The sequence below is a fragment of the Burkholderia sp. PAMC 26561 genome (assembly GCF_001557535.2).
Lineage (GTDB): Bacteria > Pseudomonadota > Gammaproteobacteria > Burkholderiales > Burkholderiaceae > Caballeronia.
In genome coordinates this window covers 869,452-894,902 of sequence record NZ_CP014306.1, presented here as the reverse complement: position 1 = coordinate 894,902, position 25,451 = coordinate 869,452, and the positions used below count along the sequence as shown (strand labels likewise).

Sequence of the window (25,451 nt, the reverse complement as noted above, 5' to 3'; positions counted from 1 at the left end):
CAGAATCGGGACCGGAATCAATGCAAAGGTAAGCGAGTTGGAAGCCGGGCAAACGAACTCGAACGTATTTTTCGTCGGACTCATGGGAGCAGGCAAAACCACCGTGGGGCGGGCGGTCGCGCGCCGCTTGCAGCGTTCGTTCATCGATTCCGACCTCGAAATCGAGGCGCGCACGGGCGCGCGCATTCCCGTGATCTGGGAAGTCGAGGGCGAAGCAGGCTTCCGGCAGCGGGAGGCGGACGTGATCGATGAGCTGTCACGACGCGAGAATATCGTCCTCGCCACGGGCGGCGGCGCGATTCTCCGCCCCGAAAATCGCGATCATCTGAAGAATCGCGGCCTGGTGATCTACCTGCGTGCAACGCCGCACGAGCTTTGGCAGCGCACCCGCCGCGATAAAAACCGGCCGCTTCTGCAAACCGACGACCCGCGCGGCAAGCTGGAAGCGCTCTACAAGACGCGCGATCCGTTGTATCAGGAGTGCGCGCATTTCATCGTGGAAACGGGGCGGCCGACGGTGAACAACCTCGTCAACATGGTGTTGATGCAACTGGAGATGGCCGGCATCGCCAAGCCGGCTACGTCATAATGTCGGCCATGATTACCGTCAACGTTGAACTGGGCGATCGCGCCTACCCCGTCCATATCGGTGCAGGACTGATTGGCCAAGCGGAACTGTACGCGCCGCATATTGCGGGGTCATCGGTTGCCATCGTCACCAACACCACCGTTGATCCGCTTTATGGCGACGCGCTGCGCGCCGCGCTCGCGCCGCTTGGCAAGAAAGTCACGACCGTCGTTCTTCCGGATGGCGAGGCGCACAAGAATCTCGACACGCTCAATCAGATTTTCACCGCGCTCCTGACCGAGCGCGCCGACCGCAAGACCACGCTGATTGCGCTGGGCGGCGGGGTGATCGGCGACATGACCGGGTTTGCTGCGGCGAGCTACATGCGCGGCATCCCGTTCATCCAGGTGCCGACCACGCTGCTTTCGCAGGTGGATTCGTCGGTGGGCGGCAAGACGGGCATCAACCATCCGCTTGGCAAGAACATGATCGGCGCGTTTTATCAGCCGCAAGCGGTGATCGCGGATATCGGCGTGTTGCGCACGCTGCCGCCGCGCGAACTTGCTGCCGGTATCGCGGAAGTGATCAAGACGGGCGCGATCGCCGACAGCGAATTCTTCGACTGGATCGAGGCGAACACGCCTGCGCTTAACGACTGCGACGCCACCGCGCTCGCGCGTGCGGTCAAGCGCTCGTGTGAGGTGAAGGCGTCGGTGGTTGCCGCCGACGAACGCGAAGGCGGCCTGCGCGCGATTCTCAACTTCGGCCATACGTTTGGCCACGCGATCGAAGCTGGCCTCGGCTATGGCGAATGGCTGCACGGCGAGGCGGTCGGTACGGGCATGGTGATGGCTGCGGATCTGTCGGTGCGGCTTGGCCGGCTGGACGAACAATCGCGTGCGCGCCTGGTTCGCGTGATCGCAGACGCCAAATTGCCGGTGAAGGCCCCGGCGCTGGGTGAGCAACGATATATCGACTTGATGAAAGTCGATAAAAAAGCCGAGGCGGGCGAGATCAAGTTCATCCTGCTCAAGCGTTTCGGCGAAACCGAGATCACCGGCGCCCCGGACGACGCCGTGCGTGCGACACTCGCGGCCAGCATCTGAGCGGCCACGCTCCGCGACATCCCCAGTGCCGCGCGAGTTTTGACCGCGGCTAAAGAAGAACAAAGAACCAACGAACGAAAGGGCAAGAGATCGACTCGGGCCAATGGCCGCTGATCGGACGCGGTTGATGCTGCGTTCAAGCGCGGCCATTGCCGGGCAGGACATGACGATGATTCGGAGCAGCCGGTGAGCGACAAGACATTTCAGGTTTCCAGCATCACACCGACGTCATTCGCACTCGAGGCGCATCTCGCGCCGTACGCCGCGCATTCCGCCGAATCTCGCGGCCGCCGCTTCGAAGAAAAAGCGCCGGTCGCACGCAGTGAATTCCAGCGCGACCGCGATCGCATCGTTCATTCGACGGCTTTTCGACGGCTCGAATACAAGACCCAGGTTTTCGTGAATCACGAAGGCGACCTGTTTCGCACACGCCTCACGCACAGCCTCGAAGTCGCGCAGATCGCGCGTTCGGTCGCGCGCAATCTACGCGTGAACGAAGATCTGGTGGAAGCCATTTCGCTCGCGCACGATCTCGGCCATACGCCGTTCGGCCATGCAGGACAGGACGCGCTGAACGAATGCATGCGCGAGCACGGTGGGTTCGAACACAACTTGCAAAGCCTCGTGGTGGTCGACGAACTCGAAGAACACTATGGCGCATTCGATGGCTTGAACCTGTGCTTCGAAACACGCGAAGGCATTCTCAAGCATTGTTCGCGTGAAAACGCGCTGAAGCTCGGCGAACTGGGCGAACGCTTTTTAAAGCGCAAACAGCCGTCGATAGAAGCGCAGATCGCGAATGTCGCCGACGAGATCGCGTACAACAATCACGATGTCGACGACGGCCTGCGCTCCGGCCTGATCACGCTCGAGCAGCTCTCGAACGTGGCGCTCTGGCAGACGCATTACGAAGCGGCGCGCGCTGAATATCCGGATATCGAAGGACGCCGGCTGATTCACGAGACCATTCGGCGGATCATCAACACGCTGATCGTGGACCTGATCGAGTCGACGAGCGAGAACCTGGCGCGCGTCAATCCGCAATCCATCGAAGACGTTCGCAATGCACCCGCCCTCGTCACGCACGGGGCCGCCGTCGCGGCACAGGCTGCCGAACTCAAGCGCTTCCTGTACAAGAACCTGTATCGCCATTACCGCGTGATGCGCATGGCGAACAAGGCGCAGCGCGTGGTGAGCGGCCTGTTCAAGGCGTTCATTGACGACCCGCGCCTGTTGCCGCCCGATTACCAGGCGCGTGCGCTGGTCACGGAAGAATCGGCGAACGATACTCACGGCGGCGCGGCCGCCGGGAACACAACGCAGGCGCGGCTGATCGCGCATTACATTGCGGGCATGACGGACCGGTACGCGCTGAAGGAATACGGACGTCTGTTCGTCATCGACGATAACTAGAATCGCGCATTCGAGAGTTTTTCGAGCTTCCCTCACGCGCAAGACACGCACACTTCACCCGGGTCCAAGGAGACGTAACTCATGAGTAGTCGCAAGCTGCTGGTCAGCGCCATTTCCCTCGCTGCCGCTTTGACGTTTGGTGCAAGCCAGGCGCAGGCCGCAACAGAAATCCAGTTCTGGCATGCAATGGAATCCGCGCTCGGCGAACGCGTGAACGACATCGCGAACGACTTCAACAAGTCGCAAAGCGACTACAAGATCGTGCCGGTCTTCAAGGGCAGCTACGACCAGACGCTGGCGGCCGGGATCGCGGCGTATCGCAGCGGCAACGCGCCGGCCATCCTGCAAGTCTATGAAGTCGGTACGGCCACGATGATCCAGGCCAAGAAAGCCGTGATTCCCGTGTCCGATGTCTTCAAGCAAGCCGGCGTTCCGCTCGACGAAAAAGCATTCGTGCCGACCATCGCCAGCTATTACAGCGACGCCAAGACGGGCCAGTTGATTTCGATGCCGTTCAACAGCTCCACGCCCGTGCTGTACTACAACAAGGACGCGTTCAAGAAGGCCGGCATAGATCCGACGCATGCGCCGAAAACATGGGGCGAACTCGAAGCCGATTCGAAGAAGCTGAAAGCGGCCGGCATGTGCGGTTATTCGTCGGGCTGGCAGAGCTGGATTCAGCTTGAAAACTACAGCGCGTGGCACGGTGCGCCGTTTGCATCGAAGAACAATGGTTTTGACGGCACCGACGCCGTGCTCGAATTCAACAAGCCGCTGCAGATCGCGCACATTCAATTCCTGCAGAACATGGCCAAGGACGGCACGTTCACCTACGTTGGCCGGAAGGACGAGGCGGTATCGAAGTTTTACAGCGGCGATTGCGGCATCGTGACCAACTCGTCGGGCTCGCTTGCCAACATCAAGAAGTACGCGAAGTTCAGCTTCGGCACGGGCATGATGCCGTACGACGAAAGCGTGAAGGGCGCACCGCAAAACGCGATCATCGGCGGGGCGAGTCTCTGGGTGCTGTCGGGCAACGACGCTGCAACGTACAAGGGCGTCGCCAAGTTCCTGGCGTATCTGACCTCGCCGGCGGTTGCGGCCAAATGGCATCAGGACACGGGTTATCTGCCGGTCACGACAGCCGCGTACGAGCTGACGCAAAAGCAGGGTTTCTATGACAAGAATCCCGGCGCCGATACCGCCATCAAGCAGATGTTGAACAAGCCGCCGTTACCGTTCACGAAGGGCCTGCGTCTTGGCAACATGCCGCAGATCCGCACGATCGTCGACGAAGAGCTCGAACAAGTCTGGGCGCAAAAGAAGACGCCGAAGGACGCACTGGATTCGGCCGTATCGCGCGGCGACGATCTGCTGCGCCGATTCGAAAAAGCTGGAAGCTAAGAGCGCGCCATGGAAAAACGATCGCGGTTCAATACAAGCCTGCTGCCTTACCTGCTGGTCGCGCCGCAACTCGTGATCACCGCGATCTTTTTCCTGTGGCCGGCGGGTGAAGCGTTGTGGCAGGCCACGCAGACGCAGGATGCTTTCGGGACGTCGAGCGAGTTCGTCGGACTGGCGAACTTCAAGCAGATCTTCACGGATCCGCTGTATCTGTCGTCGTTCAACACGACGATCATCTTTTGCACGCTCGTCACCGTATCGGGGCTCGTCATTTCGCTGCTGCTTGCGGCATGCGCCGATCGCGTGACGCGCGGCGCCAAGACTTATCAGACGCTGCTGATCTGGCCGTACGCGGTGGCGCCGGCCATTGCCGCCGTGTTGTGGTCGTTCCTGTTCAATCCGAGTATTGGACTGGTGACGTATGCGCTCGCGAAATACGGCATTGTCTGGAACCATGCGTTGAATGGCTCGCAGGCCATGTTCCTCGTGGTGCTGGCATCCGTGTGGAAACAGGTGAGCTACAACTTCCTGTTCTTCTACGCCGGTCTGCAAGCCATTCCGCGCTCGCTGATCGAGGCGGCGGCTATCGACGGCGCAGGTCCCGTCCGGCGTTTCTTCGGTATTGCGTTGCCGTTGTTGTCGCCAACGAGTTTCTTCCTGTTGACCGTGAACGTGGTCTACGCCTTCTTCGATACCTTCCCGGTCATCGATGCGGCAACCGGCGGCGGCCCTGCGCAGTCTACGAAGACGCTCATCTACAAGATCTTTGCCGAAGGTTTCCAGGGCCTCGATATCGGCAGTTCCGGCGCGCAGTCCGTCGTGCTGATGGTGATCGTGGTGGCGCTGACCGTCGTGCAATTCCGTTTCATTGAACGTCGGGTGCAGTACTCATGATCGAAAACCGTCGCGGTTTCGACCTCTTTTGCCACGCGGTGCTGATCGTGGGCGTGGTGCTGGTCGTGTTTCCGGTGTACATCGCGTTTTGCGCGGCCACCATGAGCGAAGCGGAAGTCTTCAACGTGCCGCTGTCGCTCGTGCCAAGTACGCATTTGTTCGAGAACGTCGCGCACATCTGGACGCATGGCAGCGGCAGCGCGGCAAGTCCGTTTGGCCGCATGCTGATGAACAGCCTGGTCATGGCGCTCGTGATTTCCATCGGGAAGATCGTCATTTCGATGCTGTCCGCGTATGCCATCGTGTTCTTCCGTTTCCCGTTCAAGAACCTCGCGTTCTGGCTCATCTTCATCACGCTCATGCTTCCCGTGGAAGTACGGATCTTTCCGACGGTGCAAGTGGTTTCATCGATGCACATGAGCAATACGTACGCAGGGTTGACGCTGCCGCTGATTGCATCGGCGACGGCGACGTTCTTGTTCCGCCAGTTCTTCATGACGCTGCCCGATGAACTCATGGAGGCGGCGCGCATCGACGGCGCCGGCGCGTTGCGTTTCCTTTGGGACGTAGTGTTGCCGCTCTCGAAGACCAACATTGCCGCCCTCTTCGTGATCACGTTCATCTACGGCTGGAACCAGTACTTGTGGCCCATCCTGATCAGCAGCGACCAGTCGATGCAAACCGCGGTCGTCGGCATCAAGAGCATGATCGGTTCGGGCGACACGGCCACCGAGTGGCATCTCGTGATGACCGCGACGTTGCTCGCCATGTTGCCGCCGCTCGCTGTCGTGCTGAGCATGCAGCGCTGGTTCGTGCGTGGTCTTGTCGATTCCGAAAAATAATGGAGCTCACTCAATGATCCTTGAAGTCGCTCAATTGCCGGTCAAGGCTGGCGAGGAAGCTGCGTTCGAAGCAGCGTTCGCGCAAGCCGCGAAGATCATCTCGGCGCAGCCGGGATACCTCTCGCATGAACTTGTGCGCGGCGCCGACGCCGGCAACGGTTCGCAATACGTTCTGCTGGTCCGCTGGGAAACCGTCGCGGCGCATCAGGACGGCTTTCGCAATTCCGCCGATTATCAAAAATGGCGCGAGTTGCTGCACAAATTCTATGAACCGGGCATCGCGGTCGCGCATTTTGCGACGGTCGCGGGCGCACTGAAATGAAGGCGGGTCGATGGCTGCACTAAGCCTTCAAGGCGTCAAGAAAACATACGACGGCAAGCAGTTCGTCTTGCACGGCATCGACGTGCAAGTGGCCGATGGCGAATTCGTCGTCATGGTCGGTCCGTCGGGCTGCGGAAAATCCACGTTGCTGCGGATGGTGGCGGGACTCGAAAGCGTGTCCGAAGGGACGATTTCCATCGGCGAGAAGGTGGTGAACAAGCTCGAGCCGAAGGATCGGGACATCGCGATGGTGTTCCAGAACTACGCGCTGTATCCGCACATGAGCGTCGCGCAGAACATGGCGTACGCGCTGAAGATCAGCGGCGTGGGCAAGTCGGATATCGACCGGCGTGTGCAGAACGCGGCGAAGATCCTGGAGCTCGAACCGCTGCTGCAGAGAAAACCGCGCGAGTTGTCGGGCGGGCAGCGGCAACGCGTGGCGATGGGCCGCGCGATCGTGCGCGAACCGGCCGTGTTTCTGTTCGATGAACCGCTCTCCAATCTCGACGCAAAGCTGCGCGTGCAGATGCGGCTGGAGATTCAGCGGCTGCACGCCCGGCTCTCGACCACGAGCCTGTACGTCACGCACGACCAGATCGAAGCCATGACACTCGCGGAGCGCGTAATCGTGATGAATCGCGGCTACGCGGAACAGATCGGGCCGCCGACCGAAGTCTATGAACGCCCGGCGACGGTTTTCGTGGCGAGTTTTATTGGCTCGCCGGCCATGAATCTGATGCAAGGACGCGTGTCGAATGACGGTTCGACTTTCGATGTCGCCGGCAATGGGCCGCGCCTCCCGCTCGCCGGCATGCATGCGCTGACGCAGGACCTGAAGGGCCGCGAGTGGACGCTGGGCATCCGGCCGGAACACATGCTGCCGGAGCAGCAGAGCGCGCATGTGTCGCTTACCGTGGATTCCTGTGAGCTGCTTGGCGCCGACAACCTCGCTCACGGCCGCTGGGGCGATCACGACGTTGCGGTGCGTTTGCCGCACGAGCATCGGCCGGCACGTGGCGAGGCGCTGGAAGTGGCGCTCCCGGCGCATCGCCTGCATATCTTCGATCCGCAGACCGGGCGGCGCGTGAACTGAAAAAGGACGAATTACGATGAAAACCTGGCCTTATCCGCGCATCGTCGCGCATCGCGGCGGCGGCAAGGTCGCGCCGGAAAACACGCTGGACGGAATCGATACCGGCGCACGGCTCGGCCTGAAGATGATCGAATTCGATGCGAAGTTATCGGCTGACAACGTCGTGTTCCTGCTGCACGACGACCTGGTGGACCGGACGTCGAATGGTCGCGGACCCGCGAAAGCGATGCGCTATGAGGAAATCGAGTTGCTCGATGCGGGCACGTGGTTCGATCCGCGTTTCGCCGGCGCACGCATGCCGACGCTCGCGCAGGTCGCCGAGCGTTGTTTCTCGCACGGCCTTGCCGCGAACATCGAAATCAAGCCGTGCGAAGGGCGCGACGTGGAAACCGGCGTTCTGGTCGCGCAAGAGGCGGCGCGCTTATGGGCCAATGCCGAGCCGGCGCCGCTGTTGTCATCGTTTTCGTACGATGCACTCAAGGCCGCCGCCGAAGCCGCGCCCGATTTGCCGCGCGGAATGCTCTACGAGGAGATTCCCGCCGATTGGCGCGCGCAGACCGCCGCGCTGTCATGCGTGTCGTTGCATGCGGACCACACGACGCTCAATGAGTCCCTGGTCCGCGAGATCAAGGACTCAGGCTTGCGGATTCTCGCCTACACGGTCAATGAACCGGCCCGCGCTCGCGAACTCGCCCAGTGGGGCGTGGATGCGATCTGTACGGATCGTATCGATGTGATTGGCGTGGACTTCCTCGGATAATTCCGTCAGCAGACGACAAATAAAAACGCGCGCCGGGAATTTCCCGGCGCGCGTTTTTTCGCATCGCTGAAACTTATCGGGCGCGAGCCAGCAGCACGCCTGCGACGAGCGCGAGGCCACCGACCAGGGCAATGGTCTGCCAGGGTTTTTCGTGAATATAGGTGTCCGCATCGGTCAGCGCTGCATTAGCGCGGGCGCGTACTGCGTCTTGCGTGTCGTTCAAGCGGGCGCGCGCCGAATCCACGCTTTTGCTCAACTGAGTACGCAATGCGGCGACATCCGCCGATGTCCCTTCTGACAACGTTTCTTCAATCTCTGAAATCAGCGTGCGAAGTTCGCCGCCGATATCCTGCGCCGCGTCGCTGCTGTGCCGTGAAATCCGGCGAGCACGGCGGCTGGTGGAGTTCCATGAATCTCCGATGGCGTCTCGCGTATTGGGAAAGGCGTTCATAGGATCGCTCCGTCGATGGATGAGTCGTGGATGGGCCGCAACCTTAAGTTGGCGGAAACGCTAGAGGTGAGCAAGTTGGATGCCGGTTCACTTGTCGGGTTCAACAATGCGCGCTGAAGCCTTGCCACGCAAGGCGTCTGATGAATTGAATAGAGGACGAAAGGGTAGAAAGTGCGCTGGCACCTGCCTGTTGGCACAATATCCGGGTCATTTTTACAAGCCGATGAATACAAAGCGCCGCCGCGTTTCACCCGCGACGGCGCTTGTTTCTTGCTATTGCTTGCTATGGCTTCAACCCGGAGCGTCAGAACCGGTATCCAACGTTCAAATACGTCACGATCGGATTCAGCCTGAGCTTAGCCTCGGTCTTGACGGTCAGCGGTCCAACGGGCGTCTGGGCTTGCGTGGTCAGCTTGGCAGTGGCATGCAAGGGCACGAAGGAGAGTGAGAAGCCAGCGAACCAGTGTTCCGAAAACGAATAAGTGAGACCTGCATTAAACACGGGAGCCCAGGAACGATCCGTGGATACGTCGGTCGGACCATGCAGCACGTTGCTTTCAAATCCCGTGTTCGTGATCTTGGCGTCGGTGAACCACACCCGCGTTACGCCAATCCCCACGTACGGGCGCAGTTTGGCCTGTGGTTGCATGAAGTAATACTTCAGAAGAAACGTCGGACTCCATTGCTTGGCCGTTCCGATCGTGCCGTAACCGGAGTAACTCTTGTCACCCTTGAGATCGAACTTGGGCGGAATGCCGAGTACGAACTCGCCGGCGATATGGTCGGTGACGAAGTAGCCCGCAGTGAAACCTGCCGTATCACCATTCGAGAGGCTGGCGCCCGTGTTGGGCACCTCGATACCAACCGGCGATCCACCCACGCTGGTCTCCTTGAGCGGACCGCTGCTCGAGAGCGGTGCAAAGTGGAACCAGCCTGTGGTGAAGTAAAAAGTATTTGCCGACTGGGCATGTGCTGCGCCCGTGATGCAGGTAAATGCTGCAACCCCCGTCACTACCTGTTTTATTTTCATTGAGTGCTCCTCCGAGAAAGCACGCTAATTATGAACAGAACAATTGAAACAAACCACGTTTCACCGCAAAGCGTTTTCCCTAGGAGGAATGCCGGCTCCAAATGGGTTAGCGCTATACGTAAAACTGTCTCGTACACCTGAGTTCCCTCGTCGATGCGAATCGCCGGCATCTCAACGAAAAAATTCAAGGTGGCCCAGAATATCGTTTAGACGGACCCCCGGAGCGCCGCCGGAACTCCCCGAAACCGATCAACGCCCGACCAACGGAAAATCCAGAATGGCACGGCTTGCACGACTCTACGTTCCCGAACAGCCGCAGCACGTCATCTTGCGCGGTCTCGACCAGCAGCCCGCTTTCATCGATGCTCCGGACTACGAGCTTTTTATCGAATGTCTGCGCACGGCTTCCCGCGACCACAATCTCGCCATCCACGCCTACGCGCTCATGCCCGGCGCGGTGCACCTGCTCGTCACGCCCCGCGACGAAGCAAGTCTGCCCAAAGCGATGCAGGCGGTCGGCAGGCGCTACGTCGCGCACTTCAACCGACGGTACGCCCGTCGCGGCACGCTATGGGAGGGCCGCTACCGCGCAACGGTGATCGAAGGTGAAACCTACTTCCTGCTCGCAAGCCGCGTGGTCGAGATGGCGCCGGTGCAGGCGGGTCTCGCGGGCACGCCGCAAGACTACAAGTGGTCGAGCTACCGGCATCACATCGGCCTGACGCTCGACAGCCTGATCACCGACCATGCGCTTTTCTGGAAGCTCGGCAACACTCCGTTCGAGCGCCAGCGCGCTTATCTCGAGCTGTGCGAGCAACCGCTCGATGAACGCGAAGCCAACCGTCTCCTTCAAGCGACACTCAAGGGCTGGGTGCTCGGCAGCGATTCTTACCGCGAATGGGCGGCGCGCGCAGCCAACCGGCGCGTCTCGCCGCTGCCCCGTGGCCGGCCCCGCAAGATTCGCGAAACACCACAGACGCAATAACGGACTTTTGAGCAAGAACTGAAGAATGAACCAACGGCATGACGACAAAAATCGGCATGCCGTTTTATTTTCATCGAATTTGATATGACACCAATTAAATCAAGTTTTCATGCACCAACTCGATAATAGGTGCCAGATCATAGCGTTTTCATTGCCAACTGTTTGATTGATCGCGTATATTTCGTTTTCCGGCGGTTCGGGACGCATTGCGTCCGTTGTACGACCGGCTTCGTGTCGATCGTCAGGTTCCAGGTCTTGCCCTGACCGTGGCACGAGCAACGCATAAAGCATGTTCAACGGCCGCTCTCGGCCCCCCACAGAACACGGTGACCCATGAACGATCAATTGCCGCCGACTCTCGGTTCCGCTCCCGCCGCTCAGGGCATGTACGACCCTGAGAACGAACACGACTCGTGTGGCGTTGGCTTCGTTGCGCATATCAAAGGCAAGAAGCGCCACGAAATCATCCAGCAGGGTCTGAAGATCCTTGAAAACCTCGACCATCGGGGCGCTGTCGGCGCCGACAAGCTGATGGGCGACGGCGCGGGCATCCTGATCCAGATCCCCGACGGGTTTTATCGTGAGGAAATGGCGAAGCAGGGCGTGACGTTGCCGCCGGAAGGCGAGTACGGCGTAGGCATGATCTTTTTGCCGAAAGAACACGCATCGCGTCTGGCGTGCGAGCAGGAGCTCGAACGCACGGTGAAGGCGGAAGGCCAGATCGTGCTCGGCTGGCGTGATGTCCCCGTCGACGCCACCATGCCAATTTCGCCGACCGTGAAAGCAAGCGAACCGCTGATCCGGCAGATCTTCATCGGCCGCGGCAAGGACATTGTCGTGACCGACGCGCTCGAGCGGAAGCTGTACGTGATCCGCAAGACCGCCAGCCACCGCATCCAGGCGCTCAAGCTGAAGCACGGCAAGGAATACTTCGTGCCGTCGATGTCAGCGCGCACCATCGTCTACAAGGGCCTGTTGCTGGCCGGCCAGGTCGGCGTGTATTACCGCGACCTGCAGGACGACCGCACGGTGTCGGCGCTTGCGCTCGTGCACCAGCGTTTCTCCACGAACACGTTCCCTGCGTGGGAACTCGCGCACCCGTACCGCATGATTGCGCACAACGGTGAAATCAACACCGTGAAGGGCAACGTCAACTGGCTGAACGCGCGTACTGGCGCGATCGCCAGCTACGTGCTGGGCGACGACCTGCCGAAACTCTGGCCGCTGATCTACCCGGGCCAGTCGGACACGGCATCGTTCGATAACTGCCTCGAATTGCTCGTGATGGCGGGTTACCCGCTTGTCCACGCCATGATGATGATGATTCCCGAAGCCTGGGAACAGCACACGCTGATGGACGACAACCGGCGCGCGTTCTACGAATATCACGCGGCCATGATGGAGCCGTGGGACGGCCCCGCCGCAATCGCGTTCACCGATGGCCGCCAGATCGGCGCCACGCTCGACCGTAACGGCCTGCGTCCGGCGCGCTACGTGATCACGGACGACGACCTCGTCATCCTGGCATCGGAAGCGGGCGTGCTGCCTGTGCCGGAATCGAAGATTGTGAAGAAGTGGCGTCTGCAGCCGGGCAAGATGTTCCTGATCGACATGGAGCAAGGCCGGATCATCGACGACAAGGAACTCAAGGACAACCTCGCGAACGGCAAGCCGTACAAGAGCTGGATCGACGCTGTGCGCATCAAGCTCGACGAGATCGAACCTAAGGCGGAAGAAGTCGATACCCAGCGTCGCGAAGCCGCGGCTTTGCTGGATCGTCAGCAGGCGTTCGGCTACACGCAGGAAGACGTCAAGTTCCTGATGGCCCCCATGGCGCAACTGGGCGAAGAAGCCGTCGGTTCAATGGGCAACGACTCGCCGCTCGCGGTCATGTCCAACAAGAACAAGACGCTGTATCACTACTTCAAGCAGTTGTTCGCGCAAGTGACAAACCCGCCGATCGACCCGATCCGCGAGAACATGGTGATGTCGCTGGTGTCGTTCGTCGGCCCGAAGCCGAACTTGCTCGACACCACCAACATCAACCCCACGATGCGTCTCGAAGTCTCGCAGCCCGTGCTCGACTTCAAGGACATTGCGAAGATTCGCGCCATCGACAAATACACCGGCGGCAAGTTCAGCTCGTACGAACTGAGCATCTGCTATCCGGTCGTGTGGGGCAACGAAGGCGTTGAAGCACGCCTTGCTTCGCTGTGCGCGGAAGCCGTGGACGCAGTGAAGTCCGGCTACAACATGTTGATCGTGTCGGATCGCAAGATGGATCGCGACAATCTCGCCATTCCGGCGCTGCTCGCCACGTCCGCCATTCATACGCATCTCGTGCAGCATGGTCTGCGCACGAGCACGGGCCTGGTCGTGGAAACGGGATCGGCGCGCGAGACGCATCACTTTGCGTTGCTGGCTGCATACGGCGCGGAAGCCGTGCATCCGTACCTGGCGCTTGAAACGCTCGCGCAAATGGCCGAAGGCCTGAAAGGCGATCTTTCCGCCGACAAAGCCATCTACAACTACACGAAGGCCGTGGGCAAGGGCTTGTACAAGGTCATGTCGAAGATGGGCATCTCCACGTACATGTCGTACACGGGTGCGCAGATTTTTGAAGCCGTCGGTTTGTCGAGCGATCTGGTCGAGAAGTACTTCAAGGGCACGGCATCGAAGGTTGGCGGTATCAGCATCTTCGAAGTGGCCGAGGAAGCGATCCGTTTGCATCGTGAGGCGTTTGGCGAGAACCCGGTCCTCGCGACCATGCTCGATGCCGGCGGTGAATATGCGTATCGCGTGCGCGGTGAAGAGCACATGTGGACGCCGGATGCCATCGCCAAGTTGCAGCACTCCACGCGCAGCAATTCGTACCAGACGTACAAGGAATATGCGCACCTGATCAACGACCAGACGAAGCGTCACATGACGTTCCGTGGCCTGTTCGAGTTCAAGGTCGATCCCACCAAGGCGATTCCGCTCGATGAAGTGGAACCGGCGAAGGAAATCGTCAAGCGTTTTGCGACGGGCGCGATGTCGCTGGGTTCCATCAGCACGGAGGCGCACGCGACGCTGGCCGTGGCCATGAACCGTATCGGCGGGAAGTCGAACACGGGTGAAGGCGGCGAAGATGCAAACCGGTATCGCAACGAACTGCGCGGCATTCCGATCAAGAACGGCGACACCATGCGCTCGGTCATCGGCGACGAAGTCGTCACCGACATCCCGCTGAAGGATGGCGATTCGCTGCGCTCCAAGATCAAGCAGGTGGCGTCGGGACGTTTCGGCGTGACGGCCGAGTATCTGTCGTCGGCTGATCAGATTCAGATCAAGATGGCGCAGGGCGCGAAGCCGGGCGAAGGCGGACAACTGCCGGGCCACAAGGTCAGCGATTACATCGGCAAGTTGCGCTATTCGGTGCCGGGCGTGGGCCTGATCTCGCCGCCGCCGCACCACGATATTTATTCCATCGAAGACCTGGCGCAGCTCATTCACGATCTGAAGAACGTAAACTCGTCGTCGAGCGTGTCGGTGAAGCTCGTGTCGGAAGTGGGCGTTGGAACCGTCGCCGCCGGCGTTGCAAAGGCAAAGGCGGATCACGTCGTGATCGCAGGCCACGATGGCGGCACGGGCGCTTCGCCGTTGTCATCGCTCAAGCATGCGGGCACGCCGTGGGAACTGGGTCTGGCTGAAACGCAGCAGACGCTCGTGCTCAATCGTCTGCGCGGGCGTATCCGCGTGCAGGCCGACGGTCAGATGAAAACCGGCCGCGACGTGGTGATCGGTGCGCTGCTCGGCGCCGATGAATTCGGTTTCGCGACCGCGCCGCTCGTCGTGCAGGGTTGCATCATGATGCGCAAGTGTCACCTGAACACGTGCCCGGTCGGTGTTGCAACGCAAGATCCGGTTCTGCGCGCCAAGTTCACGGGACAGCCGGAACACGTCGTGAACTTCTTCTTTTTCATCGCGGAAGAAGTGCGGGAAATCATGGCGCAACTGGGCATCCGCAAGTTCGATGACCTGATCGGTCACGCCGAATTGCTCGATACGAAGAAGGGCGTCGAGCACTGGAAGGCGAAGGGTCTGGACTTCTCGAAGGTGTTCTATCAAGTGCCGAACGACGGCAGCATCGCGACGAAGCACGTCGAGACGCAGGACCACGGTCTTGAGAAGGCGCTGGATCACGTGTTGATCGAGAAGTCGCGGGCCGCGATCGAGAAGGGCGAGCACGTCTCGTTCATCCAGCCGGTACGCAACGTGAACCGCACGGTCGGTGCAATGTTGTCGGGGCTCGTCGCGCGCAAGCACGGCCATGACGGTCTCGCCGATGACTCCATCCATATCCAGTTGAAGGGTACGGCTGGGCAAAGTTTCGGCGCGTTCCTGGCGAAGGGCATCACGCTGGATCTCGTCGGCGATGGCAACGACTACGTCGGCAAGGGTTTGTCGGGCGGCCGCATCATCATTCGCCCGACGAACGATTTCCGTGGCAAGTCGGAAGAAAACATCATCTGCGGCAACACGGTCCTGTACGGCGCGATTGAAGGTGAAGCGTATTTCCGCGGCGTCGCGGGCGAGCGTTTCGCCGTGCGTAACTCGGGCGCGACGGCGGTTGTCGAAGGCACGGGCGATCACGGTTGCGAATACATGACTGGCGGCACGGTTGTCGTGCTCGGAGAAACGGGGCGCAACTTCGCCGCGGGCATGTCGGGCGGCGTGGCGTTTGTCTTCGATCCGGACGGCACGTTCGGCGGCAAGGCCAACAAGGCGATGGTCGCGCTCGATCCGGTCCTGCAGCAAGCCGAACAGGAGCGTACGGTCGACCGCGCTTTGTGGCACACCGGCCAGACCGACGAAGCGTTGCTCAAGGGGCTGATCGAGCGGCACTTCCAGACCACCGGTTCGCCGCGCGCGAAGGCTTTGCTGGAGAACTGGGATGCGTCGCGCCGTCAGTTCGTGAAGGTCTTCCCGACGGAATACAAGCGGGCGCTCGGCGAGCTGGGCGCGAAGAAAGCGAAAGACGCGATCGCCGCCTGAGCTTTCTTAATCCTTAGTACGGCCCTTCGGCGCAAGACGCCGAGGGGTGGATCAACCCCCAATACAGAGAAAGAGAACCATATGGGCAAGGCAACCGGTTTTCTCGAGTTCGAGCGCCAGCATGAGACGTATGAAGCGCCGCTCGCCCGCGTCAAGCATTACAAGGAATTTGTTCACGCACTGTCGGACGAGAACGCGAAGATCCAGAGCGCGCGCTGCATGGATTGCGGCATTCCGTTCTGCAACAACGGCTGTCCGGTGAACAACATCATTCCGGATTTCAACGATCTGGTATTCCGTCAGGACTGGAAGTCGGCCATTGAAGTGCTGCATTCCACGAACAACTTTCCCGAGTTCACGGGCCGCATTTGCCCGGCGCCGTGCGAGTCGGCGTGCACGCTCGGTATCAATGACGATGCCGTCGGCATCAAGTCGATCGAACACGCGATCATCGATAAAGCCTGGACCGAAGGCTGGGTTGCACCTTTGCCGTCGAAGCACAAGACCGGCAAGAAGGTGGCCGTGGTTGGATCGGGTCCTGCGGGATTGGCCGCTGCGCAGCAACTTGCGCGCGCCGGTCACGAGGTGACGGTGTTCGAGAAGAACGATCGCATTGGCGGATTGCTGCGTTATGGCATTCCTGATTTCAAGCTGGAGAAATGGCTCATCGATCGCCGCATGCGCCAGATGGAAGCCGAAGGCGTGGCGTTCCGGACGAATGTGTTTATCGGCAAGGATCCGTTGCCGGGGCATATTGCGAACACGGCGCGTGAAACCATCACGCCCGACGAACTGCGCGAACAATTCGATGCCGTCGTCATTGCCGGCGGTTCCGAAACGCCGCGCGACTTGCCGGTGCCGGGTCGCGAAATGCAGGGCATCCATTACGCGATGGAATTCCTGCCGCTGCAGAACAAGGTCAACGCCGGCGATACGGTTGCCGATCAATTGATTGCCAAGGGCAAGCATGTCGTGGTGATCGGCGGCGGCGATACGGGTTCGGATTGCGTAGGGACATCGAACCGGCATGGCGCGAAGAGCGTGACGCAGTTCGAGTTGCTTTCGCAGCCGCCTGAAGTCGAGAACAAGCCGCTCGTCTGGCCGTACTGGCCGATCAAGTTGCGTACGTCGTCGTCGCATGATGAGGGTTGCGAGCGCGATTGGTCCGTGGCGACAAAGCGCTTCGAAGGCAAGAACGGCAAGGTCGAGAAGCTGATTGCCGTGCGCGTGGAATGGAAGGACGGGAAGATGCAGGAAGTGGCGGGATCGGAGTTCGAAATGAAGGCCGACCTGGTGCTGCTCGCAATGGGCTTTACGCAGCCTACGTCGCCGGTTCTCGACGCGTTCGGTGTTGATAAGGACGCGCGTGGAAACGTGAAGGCTTCGACCGAAGGCGAGAAGGCGTACTTCACGTCGGTGCCGAAGGTCTTTACCGCCGGCGACATGCGCCGTGGCCAGTCGCTGGTCGTGTGGGCGATCCGCGAAGGCCGGCAGTGCGCACGTTCGGTCGATGCATTTTTGATGGGGTCTAGCGAATTGCCGCGATAAAGGTTTGGTTTATCGTTGCGGTTTGTTGAAACCGGGCTCGAGGGTGAGCCCGGTTTTTATTGGCGGTCGGCACCGTTTCCATTTCCACAACCCGCTATTACGACTTCTCCGATATCCCCCGCTCTAACCCAGGCGCATGCTAACGCCCTCACATTTCCGGGGGTACGGCATGACCAAGATCAAGTGGAAGTCCAGCGGCGCAATCCTAATTGCCGCCTTCGTTTCACTAACGACATCCGCGGCAGAAACAAACCACGGCTGGACCTATACCGGCAACCACGGCCCCGCGCACTGGGGCGCTTTGAGCGAAGCCTTCCACGCATGCGAAAGCGGCCGCGCTGAATCGCCGATCAACATCGAAGGCGCGAAAAAGGCGCCCGCCGACATGCCGCGCCTCAAGATCAACTATGCGCCGCTTCCCATCGATATCGTCAATACCGGTCACGCGGTTCAGTTCAACGCAACGCCCGGCACTGACAGCATCACCCTCGGCGATCACGCCTATCAACTCGTTCAATTCCACTTCCACTCGCCAGGCGAAGAGCGTTTCGCTGGCAAGGAAAGCGTGATGGACGCTCACCTTGTGCACAGTTCCGCCGATGGCAAGCTGCTCGTATTAGCCGTGCAATTCAAGCTCGGCGAGCGCGCGAACCCTGTCATCCAGGCGATGCTCGATCGCGTCCCAAACGAGGCGGGTGCTGAGATGAAAGTGACTGCCGTCACGGTAAATCCGCTGGACTTGCTGCCTAAAAACAAGGGCTATTACACCTACAGTGGATCACTCACAACGCCGCCTTGCACGGAAGGTGTGACGTGGATCGAGTTCAAGGAACCGATGACGATCACAAAGCAGCAACTCGATGCCATGCATCATTTCTATAATGGAAATCAACGCCCGGTGCAGCCGACGAACGGACGCGAGATCTTCGAGGTGGATTAAGCAGCCAAGCCGAACGAGGCCGCGCAAAAAGAAAAAAAGGCGGCCTCAACTCAGCGCCTTCCCCTTTGTCTCCGGTAACAACAACGTCGCGACGATCACCAGCAAATACCCTGTCCCCGCGACCACGCCTATTGCCTTGACGAGCGACATGCTTTGCGAAAACACCCCGACAAGAATCGGAAAGAACGATCCAAGCCCGCGTCCGAGGTTGTAGCAAAATCCCTGTCCCGATCCGCGAATCGCATTCGGATACAACTCTGATAAATACGCCCCCACGCCCGCGAAAATCCCCTGCACGACAATGCCGAGCGGAAAGCCAAGCAGCAACATGGCGTGATCGGTGATGGGGATCATCGTGTAGATCATGCCGAGCAAAAATGAGCCGATGGCAAACAGCACGAACGACGCACGCCGTCCGATCCTGTCGCAAAGAATCGCGCCGAACACATAGCCAAGAAACGAGCCGACGATCAGCACCACGAGATAACCGCTCGTGTTGAACACGGACAAATGCCGTTCGGTCTTCAGGTAGGTGGGCAGCCACGTGGTGATCGCGTAATAACCGCCGAGCATGCCGGTGCATAACGCGCTGCCGAGTATCGTTGTCTTGAGATAAGGGCCTTTGAAAATATCGGAGAACGTGGCCGTTTCGGTGCCAGCATCGCGGGCGCGACGCGTCGCCAGGAAGATATCGGGATCGCTGACATTGCGGCGAATATAAAGTATCCACAACGCCGGCACGATACCGATCCAGAAGCACGCACGCCACGCGGTATCCTCCGGCAGCAACGCGAAAAACGCCCAGTAGAGAATGGCGGCCGCGCCCCATCCGAACGACCAGCTGCTCTGCACGGTCCCGACCGCTTTCGCGCGATGCTGCGGCGAGCGGATCGTCTCGGCCATCATCACGGTCACGACCGACCATTCGCCGCCAAAGCCCACGCCTTGCAGCGTACGCGTGACAAGCAACTGCCCGAACGAATGTGTGAAGCCGGATAGAAACGTGAAGAACGCAAAACAGCCGATGGTCCACTGCAGCACACGCACGCGGCCGTATCGGTCGGAGAGAATGCCGGCGAGCCATCCACCAATCGCCGATGAAATCAGCGAACTCGTCGCGATCATCCCGGCTTCGCTCTTGGTCATGCCCCACGTGGCGATCAGCGTGGGAATGAGAAACGAGTAGATCATGAAGTCGAAGGCATCGACTGCATAGCCGCCGAACCCGGCGTAAAGCGTGCGGCGCTCGCGCGTCGTCAACTCGGTGAACCACTCGAACGCTCGCATCCCGTCTCCTGTTCAATGCCCGCTTCTGCAAGGGCGGCGAGACATTCTACGGCGTCCAAAAATGCGAAAAGCGGGTCAGCAAGCGCCCGCTTTTCCAAACACGCAATAACCGGTGCGCTACGCCGGGATACTTTCCACCGCCGCGCGCTCGATATCGATCCGGTTTTCATGGAACCCGGAGACCGATTCCCGATGCGCGACGCTGACAATCGCGGCGTTCGGCAAGGCGTCGATGAAGGCCGTATAGATCAGCATCTCGTTCTCGGCATCGAGGGCGCTGGTCGCTTCGTCGAGGAAGATGAAGTCCGGCTTGTGCAGCAGCACTCGAGCCGCAGCAAGCCGTTGCTGTTCGCCCGGCGACATCATCTTCGCCCAATGACCGGACTCTTCCAGCCGCGTGCCGTATGCAGCCAGATTGCAGACGCGCAGCGCTTCGCGGCAGGCGTCATCGGAGAAAATGGACGCCTCCGACGGATAGCTCAGCGCCGCCTTCAACGTGCCGATCGGCAAGTAGCTTTGCTGCGGGATGAACATCAGCTTTGCATCGACGGGCGCATCGATGGTGCCATCGCCGAACGGCCACAAGCCGGCCAGCGCGCGCATCAACGTGCTCTTGCCTGAACCCGACGGCCCTTGCACGAGCCATCGCGATCCGGGCTTGACGGTGACATCGGCGACGCTGGCGAGCGGCTTGCCATTGGGCAAGGCCAGTTTCAATCCCTTTGTTACCAGCGCATCCGTGCTCGCGTAATGCAGGTTGATGCCGCCATGCACGGTTGCCGGCGAAATCGCTTCCTTGATGTGCGTGGAGCGCATCACGCGCTTGAACTCGCGCAGCCGGTTCACGGTCGCGCGCCATTCGACCAAGGTCGAGTAACTATTGATGAACCACGAAAACGAGTCGCTGACCGTGCCGAACGCCGAACTGATCTGCATCAGCACGCCGAGCGAATAAAACCCGGCGAAGTAGCGGGGCGCGGCGACCATGATCGGGAAGATGTTCGCTACCTGGCTATAAAACGCCAGTACGAAGGTGAGCCGCTTGGTGTATTTCATGATCTGCCAGTAGTTCTGGCGGATCGTCTGGAAGATGCCCTTGGCGGTCGTGGTCTCGGTCGCGACGCCATCGTAGAACGCGATCTGCTCGGCGTTTTCGCGAATGCGGATGAGGCCGAAGCGGAAGTTTGCTTCCACTTTCTGCGCCTGGTAATTGATCGATACCAACGGATGGCCGAAGCGTTGCATCAGGAGCGACCCGATGACGGCATATCCCGCAGCGGCCCAGACCATGTAGCCCGGAATGGTGACGGCCGTGCCGAACACGGAGAAACTCAACGCGCCGGCGAGCGACCACAGGATGGTGATGAACGTGGCGAGCGTCACGAGCGTGGACAGCAAATCCAGCGATAACGCCAGCGTCGTCGTGGCAAACGACTGGAGGTCGTCGCTGATCCGCTGGTCGGGGTTATCGGCGAGACGATCGCGTTCTATGCGGTAGAAGGCTTTGTCGCCGAGCCATTGTTCGAGGTAGCGATGTGTCAGCCATTGACGCCACCGGAAGCCGAGCATCTGCCGCAAATACCGGCCGTACACCGCGAGCAGGATGTACGCAAACGCAAGACCGGTGAAGATCATCAGCAGGTGCGGAAAGTCGTGGACATTCTTGGTCTGCAGCGCGTTGTAGAAGTCCCCGTTCCACTTGTTCAGGCGAACGTTGATGTACACGACCGTCATGTTGATCGCGATGATCGCAACCAGCAAAAGCCACGCAATGCCGCGTTCTTCCGATACCCAATAAGGCTTGATGAGACTCCACGCCGACACTTTGTCGGCGTTTTGTTCTGTGTTGCCTGGAGGTGTGATGGTCATGAGCTTCCTGAGGACGTGCCGGCTCGGCGGCAGGTTTGTAACTTGGCGGTCGCCTGGGATCGTACGCAATCAGCAAAGGCGGCGCGCGCCGGAGCATTGTTTCGGGCGCGCCTTAACTGCTCCTTAATTCTCGCTGTATCCGTGCAATTGCAACATGCATCGGCGTTCGCGGCATTGTGCCAGAGTGCGCCGGGCTCGAACGAAAGGGAAGAAAGGCGGGCTTTTTCCCTGTTCGGGTCGCTAGTATGAGAGCCGCTTGTTTGCGGGTCGTTTCGTTTTTATGTTTTAATGATTGTTGACGAAACAGGGGTGCTTCGGCACGCGTCTCCGGGTTTGAAAAAGTGGAGAAACGCGCGGCGAGGCTGAGAGAGTCCCTTTGCACCCGATCCGGGTAATACCGGCGAGGGAAGTTTCCGGAAACCCGCATGGGGTTTTCTGTTTCTTCCAGTTCTGGCTGGCCCGCAATCCGCATTTCGTGCGCGCCGGCTGCATTCTCGCCGTGGTTTCGTCCCTGAACATGTTTGATGCGCCGCGCGTTCAGTCAGGGCTCGAAACGGGCATGTCTCCCGACATCGACTTCCTTGTGCTTCGTGCGCGCCTGTCCGTTCTGCAGCGTTTGCTGAGGAGGCATCGTCATCGTGAATACTGTTATGCGGTCCAATCCGTTCGTGTCTGCCCAGCCCGACTTTGCCGTCGTCGGCGGCGGCCTGTGCGGGCGGCTGATCGCGTGGCTGCTGGCGGGCGCGGGGCATCGCGTGGCGTTGTACGAACGAGGCGATGCAGCGGGCACCCAGTCGGCGGCGTGGGTCGCCGCGGCGATGCTCGCGCCGCTCGCCGAAGCGGCCAGCGCCGAATTGCTGATCACGGAACTCGGGGCGGCGTCGCTTGAGCGCTGGCCGCAGTTGATTGCGCAATTGCCGCAACCGGTGTTCTTCCAGCGCAATGGCACGCTGGTCGTCTGGCATGCCGGCGATCGCGCCGAGGCGCCGCTGTTCGAACGCCGCTTGCGGGCGAATGCGCCGCCGGCGTTGTTTCAGGACGGCTTCGTCAAGCTGTCGGGCGCGCAGGTCGCGGCCGCCGAACCATCGCTCGGCACACGTTTCCCGCAGGGTTGGCTGCTCCCCAATGAAGGCCAGCTCGATAACCGCCAGGTCCTGACTGCACTCGCGGCAGGACTCGCGGAGCGCAACGTCGACCTTCACTGGAACACAACGATCGATACGATGCCGGACGCGCGTTTTGTCATCGATTGCCGTGGTCTCGGCGGCAAACCCGCGTGGCCGGCGTTGCGAGGCATCCGGGGCGAAGTCGCACGCGTGCATGCGCCGGGTATCGGCCTGATGCGGCCGGTGCGTTTGCTGCACCCGCGTTATCCGCTTTACATCGCGCCGAAGGAAAACGATTTGTACGTGATCGGCGCGACCGAAGTCGAGGGCGAAGACATGTCGCCGGTCACCGTGCGATCCGCGCTGGAACTGCTGAGCGCCGCGTTCGCGGTGCATCCGGGTTTTGGCGAGGCGCGCATTCTCGAGCTGAATTCGCAATGCCGCCCGACCTTGCCGGACCATCGGCCGGCGGTTGTCTGGGACGGCGCACGAACCTTGCGCGTGAATGGTTTATACCGGCACGGCTACATGATCGCGCCCGAAGTCGCGGACACCGCCCGCGCGCTCGCCGAAGCGTTGCTCGGCGGCGCGATCAATAACCCCGATTCCTTCGATGACTGGCGCCAGCAGGCCCGCTGGTCCGCCTTGCTGCGCTGCGAACACGCGGCGCCCGTGCTTTGAGATTCATCATGAACATTCACATCAATCAACAGCCGTTTTCCGTCTCCAATGCCGCCACCGTCACCGACGCGCTCGCCGCTTTCGGCGCGAAGCCGCCGTTCGCCGTGGCCCTGAACGGCCAGTTCGTGGCGCGCGGCGAGCATGCATCGAAGGCGCTCAATGCCGGCGACAAGCTCGATATTGTCTCGCCGGTCGCCGGCGGCTGAGCATTCATAAAAGGATCGATCATGACCTCCACGATCACCACCGCCGATACCCTCACGCTCTACGGCACGTCTTTCCCGAGCCGCGTATTGCTGGGGACCTCGCGCTATCCGTCGTTGCAATCGCTGTCGGATTCCATCGATGCCGCCCGTCCCGGCATGGTCACCGTCGCATTGCGGCGCCAGTCGAACACGGGTGAAGCCGGTTTTTTCGATGTCTTGAAGCGCCACGGCGTCGCATTGCTGCCGAACACAGCGGGCTGCCAGACGGTGGACGAAGTGCTCACCACAGCGCGAATGGCGCGCGAACTCTTCGATACCCCTTGGCTCAAGCTCGAACTCATCGGCGACGACTACACGCTTCAGCCCGACCCGATTGGCCTGGTCGAGGCCGCCGGAATACTGATCCGCGAAGGCTTCAAGGTGCTGCCGTATTGCACGGAGGACCTGGTGATCGGCCGGCGTCTGCTCGATGTCGGCTGCGAGGCGCTGATGCCGTGGGGCGCGCCGATCGGCACGGGGAAGGGCGTGACGAACCCCTACGGATTGCGCACGTTGCGTGAGCGGTTGCCGGATGTGCCGCTTATCGTCGATGCCGGTCTGGGCGTGCCGTCGCATGCGTGTCAGGTAATGGAATGGGGTTTCGACGGCGTGTTGCTGAACACGGCCGTCTCGCAGGCCACGTTTCCGCCGCAGATGGCCCGCGCGTTTGCGCTGGGCGTCGAGGCGGGGCGGATGGCCTATCTGGCAGGTCCAATGGCCGAGCGCGATAGCGCGCAGGCGAGCACGCCGGTTGTCGGCATGCCGTTCTGGCATCAAGACGGGAGTGCTGCATGAGTTTGTTGTCGCAGGATCGAGAAATATTCTGGCCACCCGCCGACGAACTCCTGGAAGCCGCCGAGCGAATTCGCCGGCGCCTGGGGGACTGGCCGGCGGCATCGAAGCAATGGCGGATTTGCTTGAGCGTGCCGGATCGTCCGCTGAAGGGGGATTTGATCGTGGGCGGCGGTTCCTCCGCAGAGGCGGCGGATGGCGTGGGCTTGCTGGCCGCCACCGCGGGCCACGCGACGCTGCAGCTCGATGGCGTGGAATACGCGCTCGATGGCGAATGGTCGGACGACTGGCTCGCAGCATTGGCCGCGTTTCTGGATTGCGGATTCGAGCCGCACGACGCGCTTGTGCTGGCGCTCGCCTGGCGCCCATCGAACCTGGACGAACTCGATGCCTGGCCCGTGGACTTTTACACCTTCCCGAAGGTGGCAAATTTGCCGCCTGCACTATCGAAGCCCTTCCCGCATTGCCCGGACCGGCTGGGCCTGTACGCCGTGCTGCCAAGCGCGGAATGGGTTGAACAGGTTCTGGACCACGGAGTGAGGACGGTGCAATTGCGCCGTAAATCGGCCGATTCTGGTGATTTGAAGCAGGAAATCGAGCGTGCGGTGGCTGCGGGCGCCAAACATGACGCCCAGTTGTTCATCAACGATCATTGGCAGGCAGCGGTCCGCGCCGGCGCTTACGGCGTCCACCTTGGGCAGGAAGACGTCGATACGGCCGACCTGAACGCCATCGCAGAAGCCGGGCTGCGCCTCGGGCTGTCGACGCACGGTTACTACGAAATGTTGAAGGCGCTGCATTTCAAACCAAGCTACCTTGCGCTTGGTGCGGTATTTCCGACAACGACCAAGGTCATGCCAACCGCGCCGCAAGGTTTGTCGCGTCTGGCACGATATGTGCGCTTGCTCGACGGCATTGTTCCGCTTGTTGCTATTGGCGGCGTGAATGGTTCCGTGCTGCAGCAAGTGTTGTCGACCGGTGTAGGAAGCGCAGCAGTCGTTCGCGCCATTACAGAGGCGCCAGAGCTCACGTCCGCCATTTCTGCGCTGCAACAGGAATTCGCGCGATAATGCATCCG

At 60.6% G+C, this 25,451-nt stretch carries 21 protein-coding genes and 1 riboswitch; of the genes, 17 read left to right on the top strand and 4 right to left on the bottom strand.

Annotated features, from left to right (window positions below; translation table 11 throughout):
- The first annotated feature begins 82 nt into the window (after window positions 1-82).
- The 9 genes from AXG89_RS04190 to ugpQ all read left to right on the top strand — a co-directional run bounded on the left by AXG89_RS04190 (window position 83) and on the right by ugpQ (window position 8,402).
- On the top strand, window positions 83-589 hold the full coding sequence (locus AXG89_RS04190; RefSeq protein ID WP_372237077.1) for a shikimate kinase: 507 nt from the start codon (window positions 83-85) through the stop codon (window positions 587-589).
- 8 nt (window positions 590-597) lie between these two features.
- Window positions 598-1,674: a 3-dehydroquinate synthase gene (aroB, locus tag AXG89_RS04185; protein WP_062170268.1), complete on the top strand. Its 1,077-nt coding sequence runs from the start codon at window positions 598-600 to the stop codon at window positions 1,672-1,674.
- Window positions 1,675-1,860: 186 nt separating this feature from the next.
- On the top strand, window positions 1,861-3,087 hold the full coding sequence (locus tag AXG89_RS04180; RefSeq protein ID WP_062000466.1) for a deoxyguanosinetriphosphate triphosphohydrolase: 1,227 nt from the start codon (window positions 1,861-1,863) through the stop codon (window positions 3,085-3,087).
- Between the two features lie 81 nt (window positions 3,088-3,168).
- Complete coding sequence (gene ugpB, locus AXG89_RS04175) at window positions 3,169-4,491, top strand: sn-glycerol-3-phosphate ABC transporter substrate-binding protein UgpB (RefSeq protein ID WP_062168131.1); 1,323 nt, start codon at window positions 3,169-3,171, stop codon at window positions 4,489-4,491.
- Window positions 4,492-4,500: 9 nt separating this feature from the next.
- Window positions 4,501-5,385, top strand: coding sequence for a sn-glycerol-3-phosphate ABC transporter permease UgpA (gene ugpA, locus AXG89_RS04170; RefSeq protein WP_062168129.1), 885 nt, complete (start codon window positions 4,501-4,503; stop codon window positions 5,383-5,385).
- On the top strand, window positions 5,382-6,227 hold the full coding sequence (ugpE, locus tag AXG89_RS04165) for a sn-glycerol-3-phosphate ABC transporter permease UgpE (RefSeq protein WP_062000463.1): 846 nt from the start codon (window positions 5,382-5,384) through the stop codon (window positions 6,225-6,227). Before ugpA ends, ugpE begins: the two co-directional genes overlap by 4 nt.
- Before the next feature lie 13 nt (window positions 6,228-6,240).
- On the top strand, window positions 6,241-6,549 hold the full coding sequence (locus AXG89_RS04160) for an antibiotic biosynthesis monooxygenase family protein (RefSeq protein WP_062000462.1): 309 nt from the start codon (window positions 6,241-6,243) through the stop codon (window positions 6,547-6,549).
- A 10-nt stretch (window positions 6,550-6,559) separates the two neighbouring features.
- Window positions 6,560-7,642, top strand: coding sequence for a sn-glycerol-3-phosphate import ATP-binding protein UgpC (locus tag AXG89_RS04155; RefSeq protein ID WP_062168127.1), 1,083 nt, complete (start codon window positions 6,560-6,562; stop codon window positions 7,640-7,642).
- A 16-nt stretch (window positions 7,643-7,658) separates the two neighbouring features.
- Window positions 7,659-8,402, top strand: coding sequence for a glycerophosphodiester phosphodiesterase (gene ugpQ, locus AXG89_RS04150; protein WP_062168123.1), 744 nt, complete (start codon window positions 7,659-7,661; stop codon window positions 8,400-8,402).
- 73 nt (window positions 8,403-8,475) lie between these two features.
- Here the strand turns inward: ugpQ and AXG89_RS04145 are convergent, their stop codons facing one another.
- A complete protein-coding gene (locus tag AXG89_RS04145) occupies window positions 8,476-8,853 on the bottom strand; it encodes a DUF883 family protein (protein ID WP_062168121.1) in 378 nt (125 codons plus the stop codon).
- Window positions 8,854-9,157: 304 nt separating this feature from the next.
- The gene (locus AXG89_RS04140) at window positions 9,158-9,883 is read right to left on the bottom strand and encodes an OmpW/AlkL family protein (protein WP_062000458.1); all 726 of its coding nucleotides are present in this window, start codon (window positions 9,881-9,883) and stop codon (window positions 9,158-9,160) included.
- A 277-nt stretch (window positions 9,884-10,160) separates the two neighbouring features.
- Between AXG89_RS04140 and AXG89_RS04135 the strand changes: the two genes are divergently transcribed.
- The 4 genes from AXG89_RS04135 to AXG89_RS04120 all read left to right on the top strand — a co-directional run bounded on the left by AXG89_RS04135 (window position 10,161) and on the right by AXG89_RS04120 (window position 18,393).
- The gene (locus AXG89_RS04135) at window positions 10,161-10,868 is read left to right on the top strand and encodes a transposase (protein WP_062000457.1); all 708 of its coding nucleotides are present in this window, start codon (window positions 10,161-10,163) and stop codon (window positions 10,866-10,868) included.
- A gap of 333 nt (window positions 10,869-11,201) precedes the next feature.
- On the top strand, window positions 11,202-15,905 hold the full coding sequence (locus tag AXG89_RS04130; protein ID WP_062168120.1) for a glutamate synthase-related protein: 4,704 nt from the start codon (window positions 11,202-11,204) through the stop codon (window positions 15,903-15,905).
- An 81-nt stretch (window positions 15,906-15,986) separates the two neighbouring features.
- Window positions 15,987-17,453, top strand: a complete 1,467-nt coding sequence (locus AXG89_RS04125; protein ID WP_062168119.1) for a glutamate synthase subunit beta — start codon at window positions 15,987-15,989, stop codon at window positions 17,451-17,453.
- Between the two features lie 169 nt (window positions 17,454-17,622).
- Window positions 17,623-18,393: a carbonic anhydrase gene (locus AXG89_RS04120; protein WP_062168118.1), complete on the top strand. Its 771-nt coding sequence runs from the start codon at window positions 17,623-17,625 to the stop codon at window positions 18,391-18,393.
- A gap of 45 nt (window positions 18,394-18,438) precedes the next feature.
- Here the strand turns inward: AXG89_RS04120 and AXG89_RS04115 are convergent, their stop codons facing one another.
- Window positions 18,439-19,680 carry an MFS transporter gene (locus AXG89_RS04115; protein ID WP_062168117.1) on the bottom strand — a complete coding sequence of 414 codons (1,242 nt, stop codon included), beginning with the start codon at window positions 19,678-19,680 and terminating at the stop codon, window positions 18,439-18,441.
- 117 nt (window positions 19,681-19,797) lie between these two features.
- A complete protein-coding gene (locus tag AXG89_RS04110; protein WP_062168115.1) occupies window positions 19,798-21,549 on the bottom strand; it encodes an ABC transporter ATP-binding protein/permease in 1,752 nt (583 codons plus the stop codon).
- 295 nt (window positions 21,550-21,844) lie between these two features.
- A riboswitch (TPP riboswitch) is annotated at window positions 21,845-21,975 on the top strand.
- Window positions 21,976-22,199: 224 nt separating this feature from the next.
- Here AXG89_RS04110 and AXG89_RS04105 point away from each other — a divergent pair.
- Genes AXG89_RS04105 through thiE form a run of 4 tightly spaced genes read left to right on the top strand, consistent with a single transcriptional unit; the run spans window position 22,200 to window position 25,443 of the window.
- On the top strand, window positions 22,200-23,336 hold the full coding sequence (locus tag AXG89_RS04105; protein ID WP_062168113.1) for an FAD-dependent oxidoreductase: 1,137 nt from the start codon (window positions 22,200-22,202) through the stop codon (window positions 23,334-23,336).
- A gap of 8 nt (window positions 23,337-23,344) precedes the next feature.
- Window positions 23,345-23,542: a sulfur carrier protein ThiS gene (thiS, locus tag AXG89_RS04100; RefSeq protein WP_062168111.1), complete on the top strand. Its 198-nt coding sequence runs from the start codon at window positions 23,345-23,347 to the stop codon at window positions 23,540-23,542.
- Between the two features lie 21 nt (window positions 23,543-23,563).
- A complete protein-coding gene (locus AXG89_RS04095; RefSeq protein WP_056355552.1) occupies window positions 23,564-24,376 on the top strand; it encodes a thiazole synthase in 813 nt (270 codons plus the stop codon).
- Window positions 24,373-25,443 carry a thiamine phosphate synthase gene (thiE, locus tag AXG89_RS04090; RefSeq protein WP_082771332.1) on the top strand — a complete coding sequence of 357 codons (1,071 nt, stop codon included), beginning with the start codon at window positions 24,373-24,375 and terminating at the stop codon, window positions 25,441-25,443. Before AXG89_RS04095 ends, thiE begins: the two co-directional genes overlap by 4 nt.
- Window positions 25,444-25,451: the final 8 nt, after the last annotated feature.

Excerpts from the sequence above, each read along its gene's own strand:
- AXG89_RS04095 (WP_056355552.1), top strand. The coding sequence starts at position 23,564 with ATGACCTCCACGATCACCACCGCCGATACCCTCACGCTCTACGGCACG.
- AXG89_RS04155 (WP_062168127.1), top strand. The coding sequence starts at position 6,560 with ATGGCTGCACTAAGCCTTCAAGGCGTCAAGAAAACATACGACGGCAAG.
- AXG89_RS04105 (WP_062168113.1), top strand. The coding sequence starts at position 22,200 with ATGCGGTCCAATCCGTTCGTGTCTGCCCAGCCCGACTTTGCCGTCGTC.
- ugpQ (WP_062168123.1), top strand. The coding sequence starts at position 7,659 with ATGAAAACCTGGCCTTATCCGCGCATCGTCGCGCATCGCGGCGGCGGC.
- AXG89_RS04115 (WP_062168117.1), bottom strand. The coding sequence starts at position 19,680 with ATGCGAGCGTTCGAGTGGTTCACCGAGTTGACGACGCGCGAGCGCCGC.
- AXG89_RS04110 (WP_062168115.1), bottom strand. The coding sequence starts at position 21,549 with ATGACCATCACACCTCCAGGCAACACAGAACAAAACGCCGACAAAGTG.
- ugpB (WP_062168131.1), top strand. The coding sequence starts at position 3,169 with ATGAGTAGTCGCAAGCTGCTGGTCAGCGCCATTTCCCTCGCTGCCGCT.
- AXG89_RS04160 (WP_062000462.1), top strand. The coding sequence starts at position 6,241 with ATGATCCTTGAAGTCGCTCAATTGCCGGTCAAGGCTGGCGAGGAAGCT.
- thiS (WP_062168111.1), top strand. The coding sequence starts at position 23,345 with ATGAACATTCACATCAATCAACAGCCGTTTTCCGTCTCCAATGCCGCC.
- AXG89_RS04140 (WP_062000458.1), bottom strand. The coding sequence starts at position 9,883 with ATGAAAATAAAACAGGTAGTGACGGGGGTTGCAGCATTTACCTGCATC.
- ugpE (WP_062000463.1), top strand. The coding sequence starts at position 5,382 with ATGATCGAAAACCGTCGCGGTTTCGACCTCTTTTGCCACGCGGTGCTG.
- AXG89_RS04120 (WP_062168118.1), top strand. The coding sequence starts at position 17,623 with ATGACCAAGATCAAGTGGAAGTCCAGCGGCGCAATCCTAATTGCCGCC.
- AXG89_RS04125 (WP_062168119.1), top strand. The coding sequence starts at position 15,987 with ATGGGCAAGGCAACCGGTTTTCTCGAGTTCGAGCGCCAGCATGAGACG.
- ugpA (WP_062168129.1), top strand. The coding sequence starts at position 4,501 with ATGGAAAAACGATCGCGGTTCAATACAAGCCTGCTGCCTTACCTGCTG.
- AXG89_RS04145 (WP_062168121.1), bottom strand. The coding sequence starts at position 8,853 with ATGAACGCCTTTCCCAATACGCGAGACGCCATCGGAGATTCATGGAAC.
- aroB (WP_062170268.1), top strand. The coding sequence starts at position 598 with ATGATTACCGTCAACGTTGAACTGGGCGATCGCGCCTACCCCGTCCAT.
- thiE (WP_082771332.1), top strand. The coding sequence starts at position 24,373 with ATGAGTTTGTTGTCGCAGGATCGAGAAATATTCTGGCCACCCGCCGAC.
- AXG89_RS04135 (WP_062000457.1), top strand. The coding sequence starts at position 10,161 with ATGGCACGGCTTGCACGACTCTACGTTCCCGAACAGCCGCAGCACGTC.
- AXG89_RS04190 (WP_372237077.1), top strand. The coding sequence starts at position 83 with ATGGGAGCAGGCAAAACCACCGTGGGGCGGGCGGTCGCGCGCCGCTTG.
- AXG89_RS04130 (WP_062168120.1), top strand. The coding sequence starts at position 11,202 with ATGAACGATCAATTGCCGCCGACTCTCGGTTCCGCTCCCGCCGCTCAG.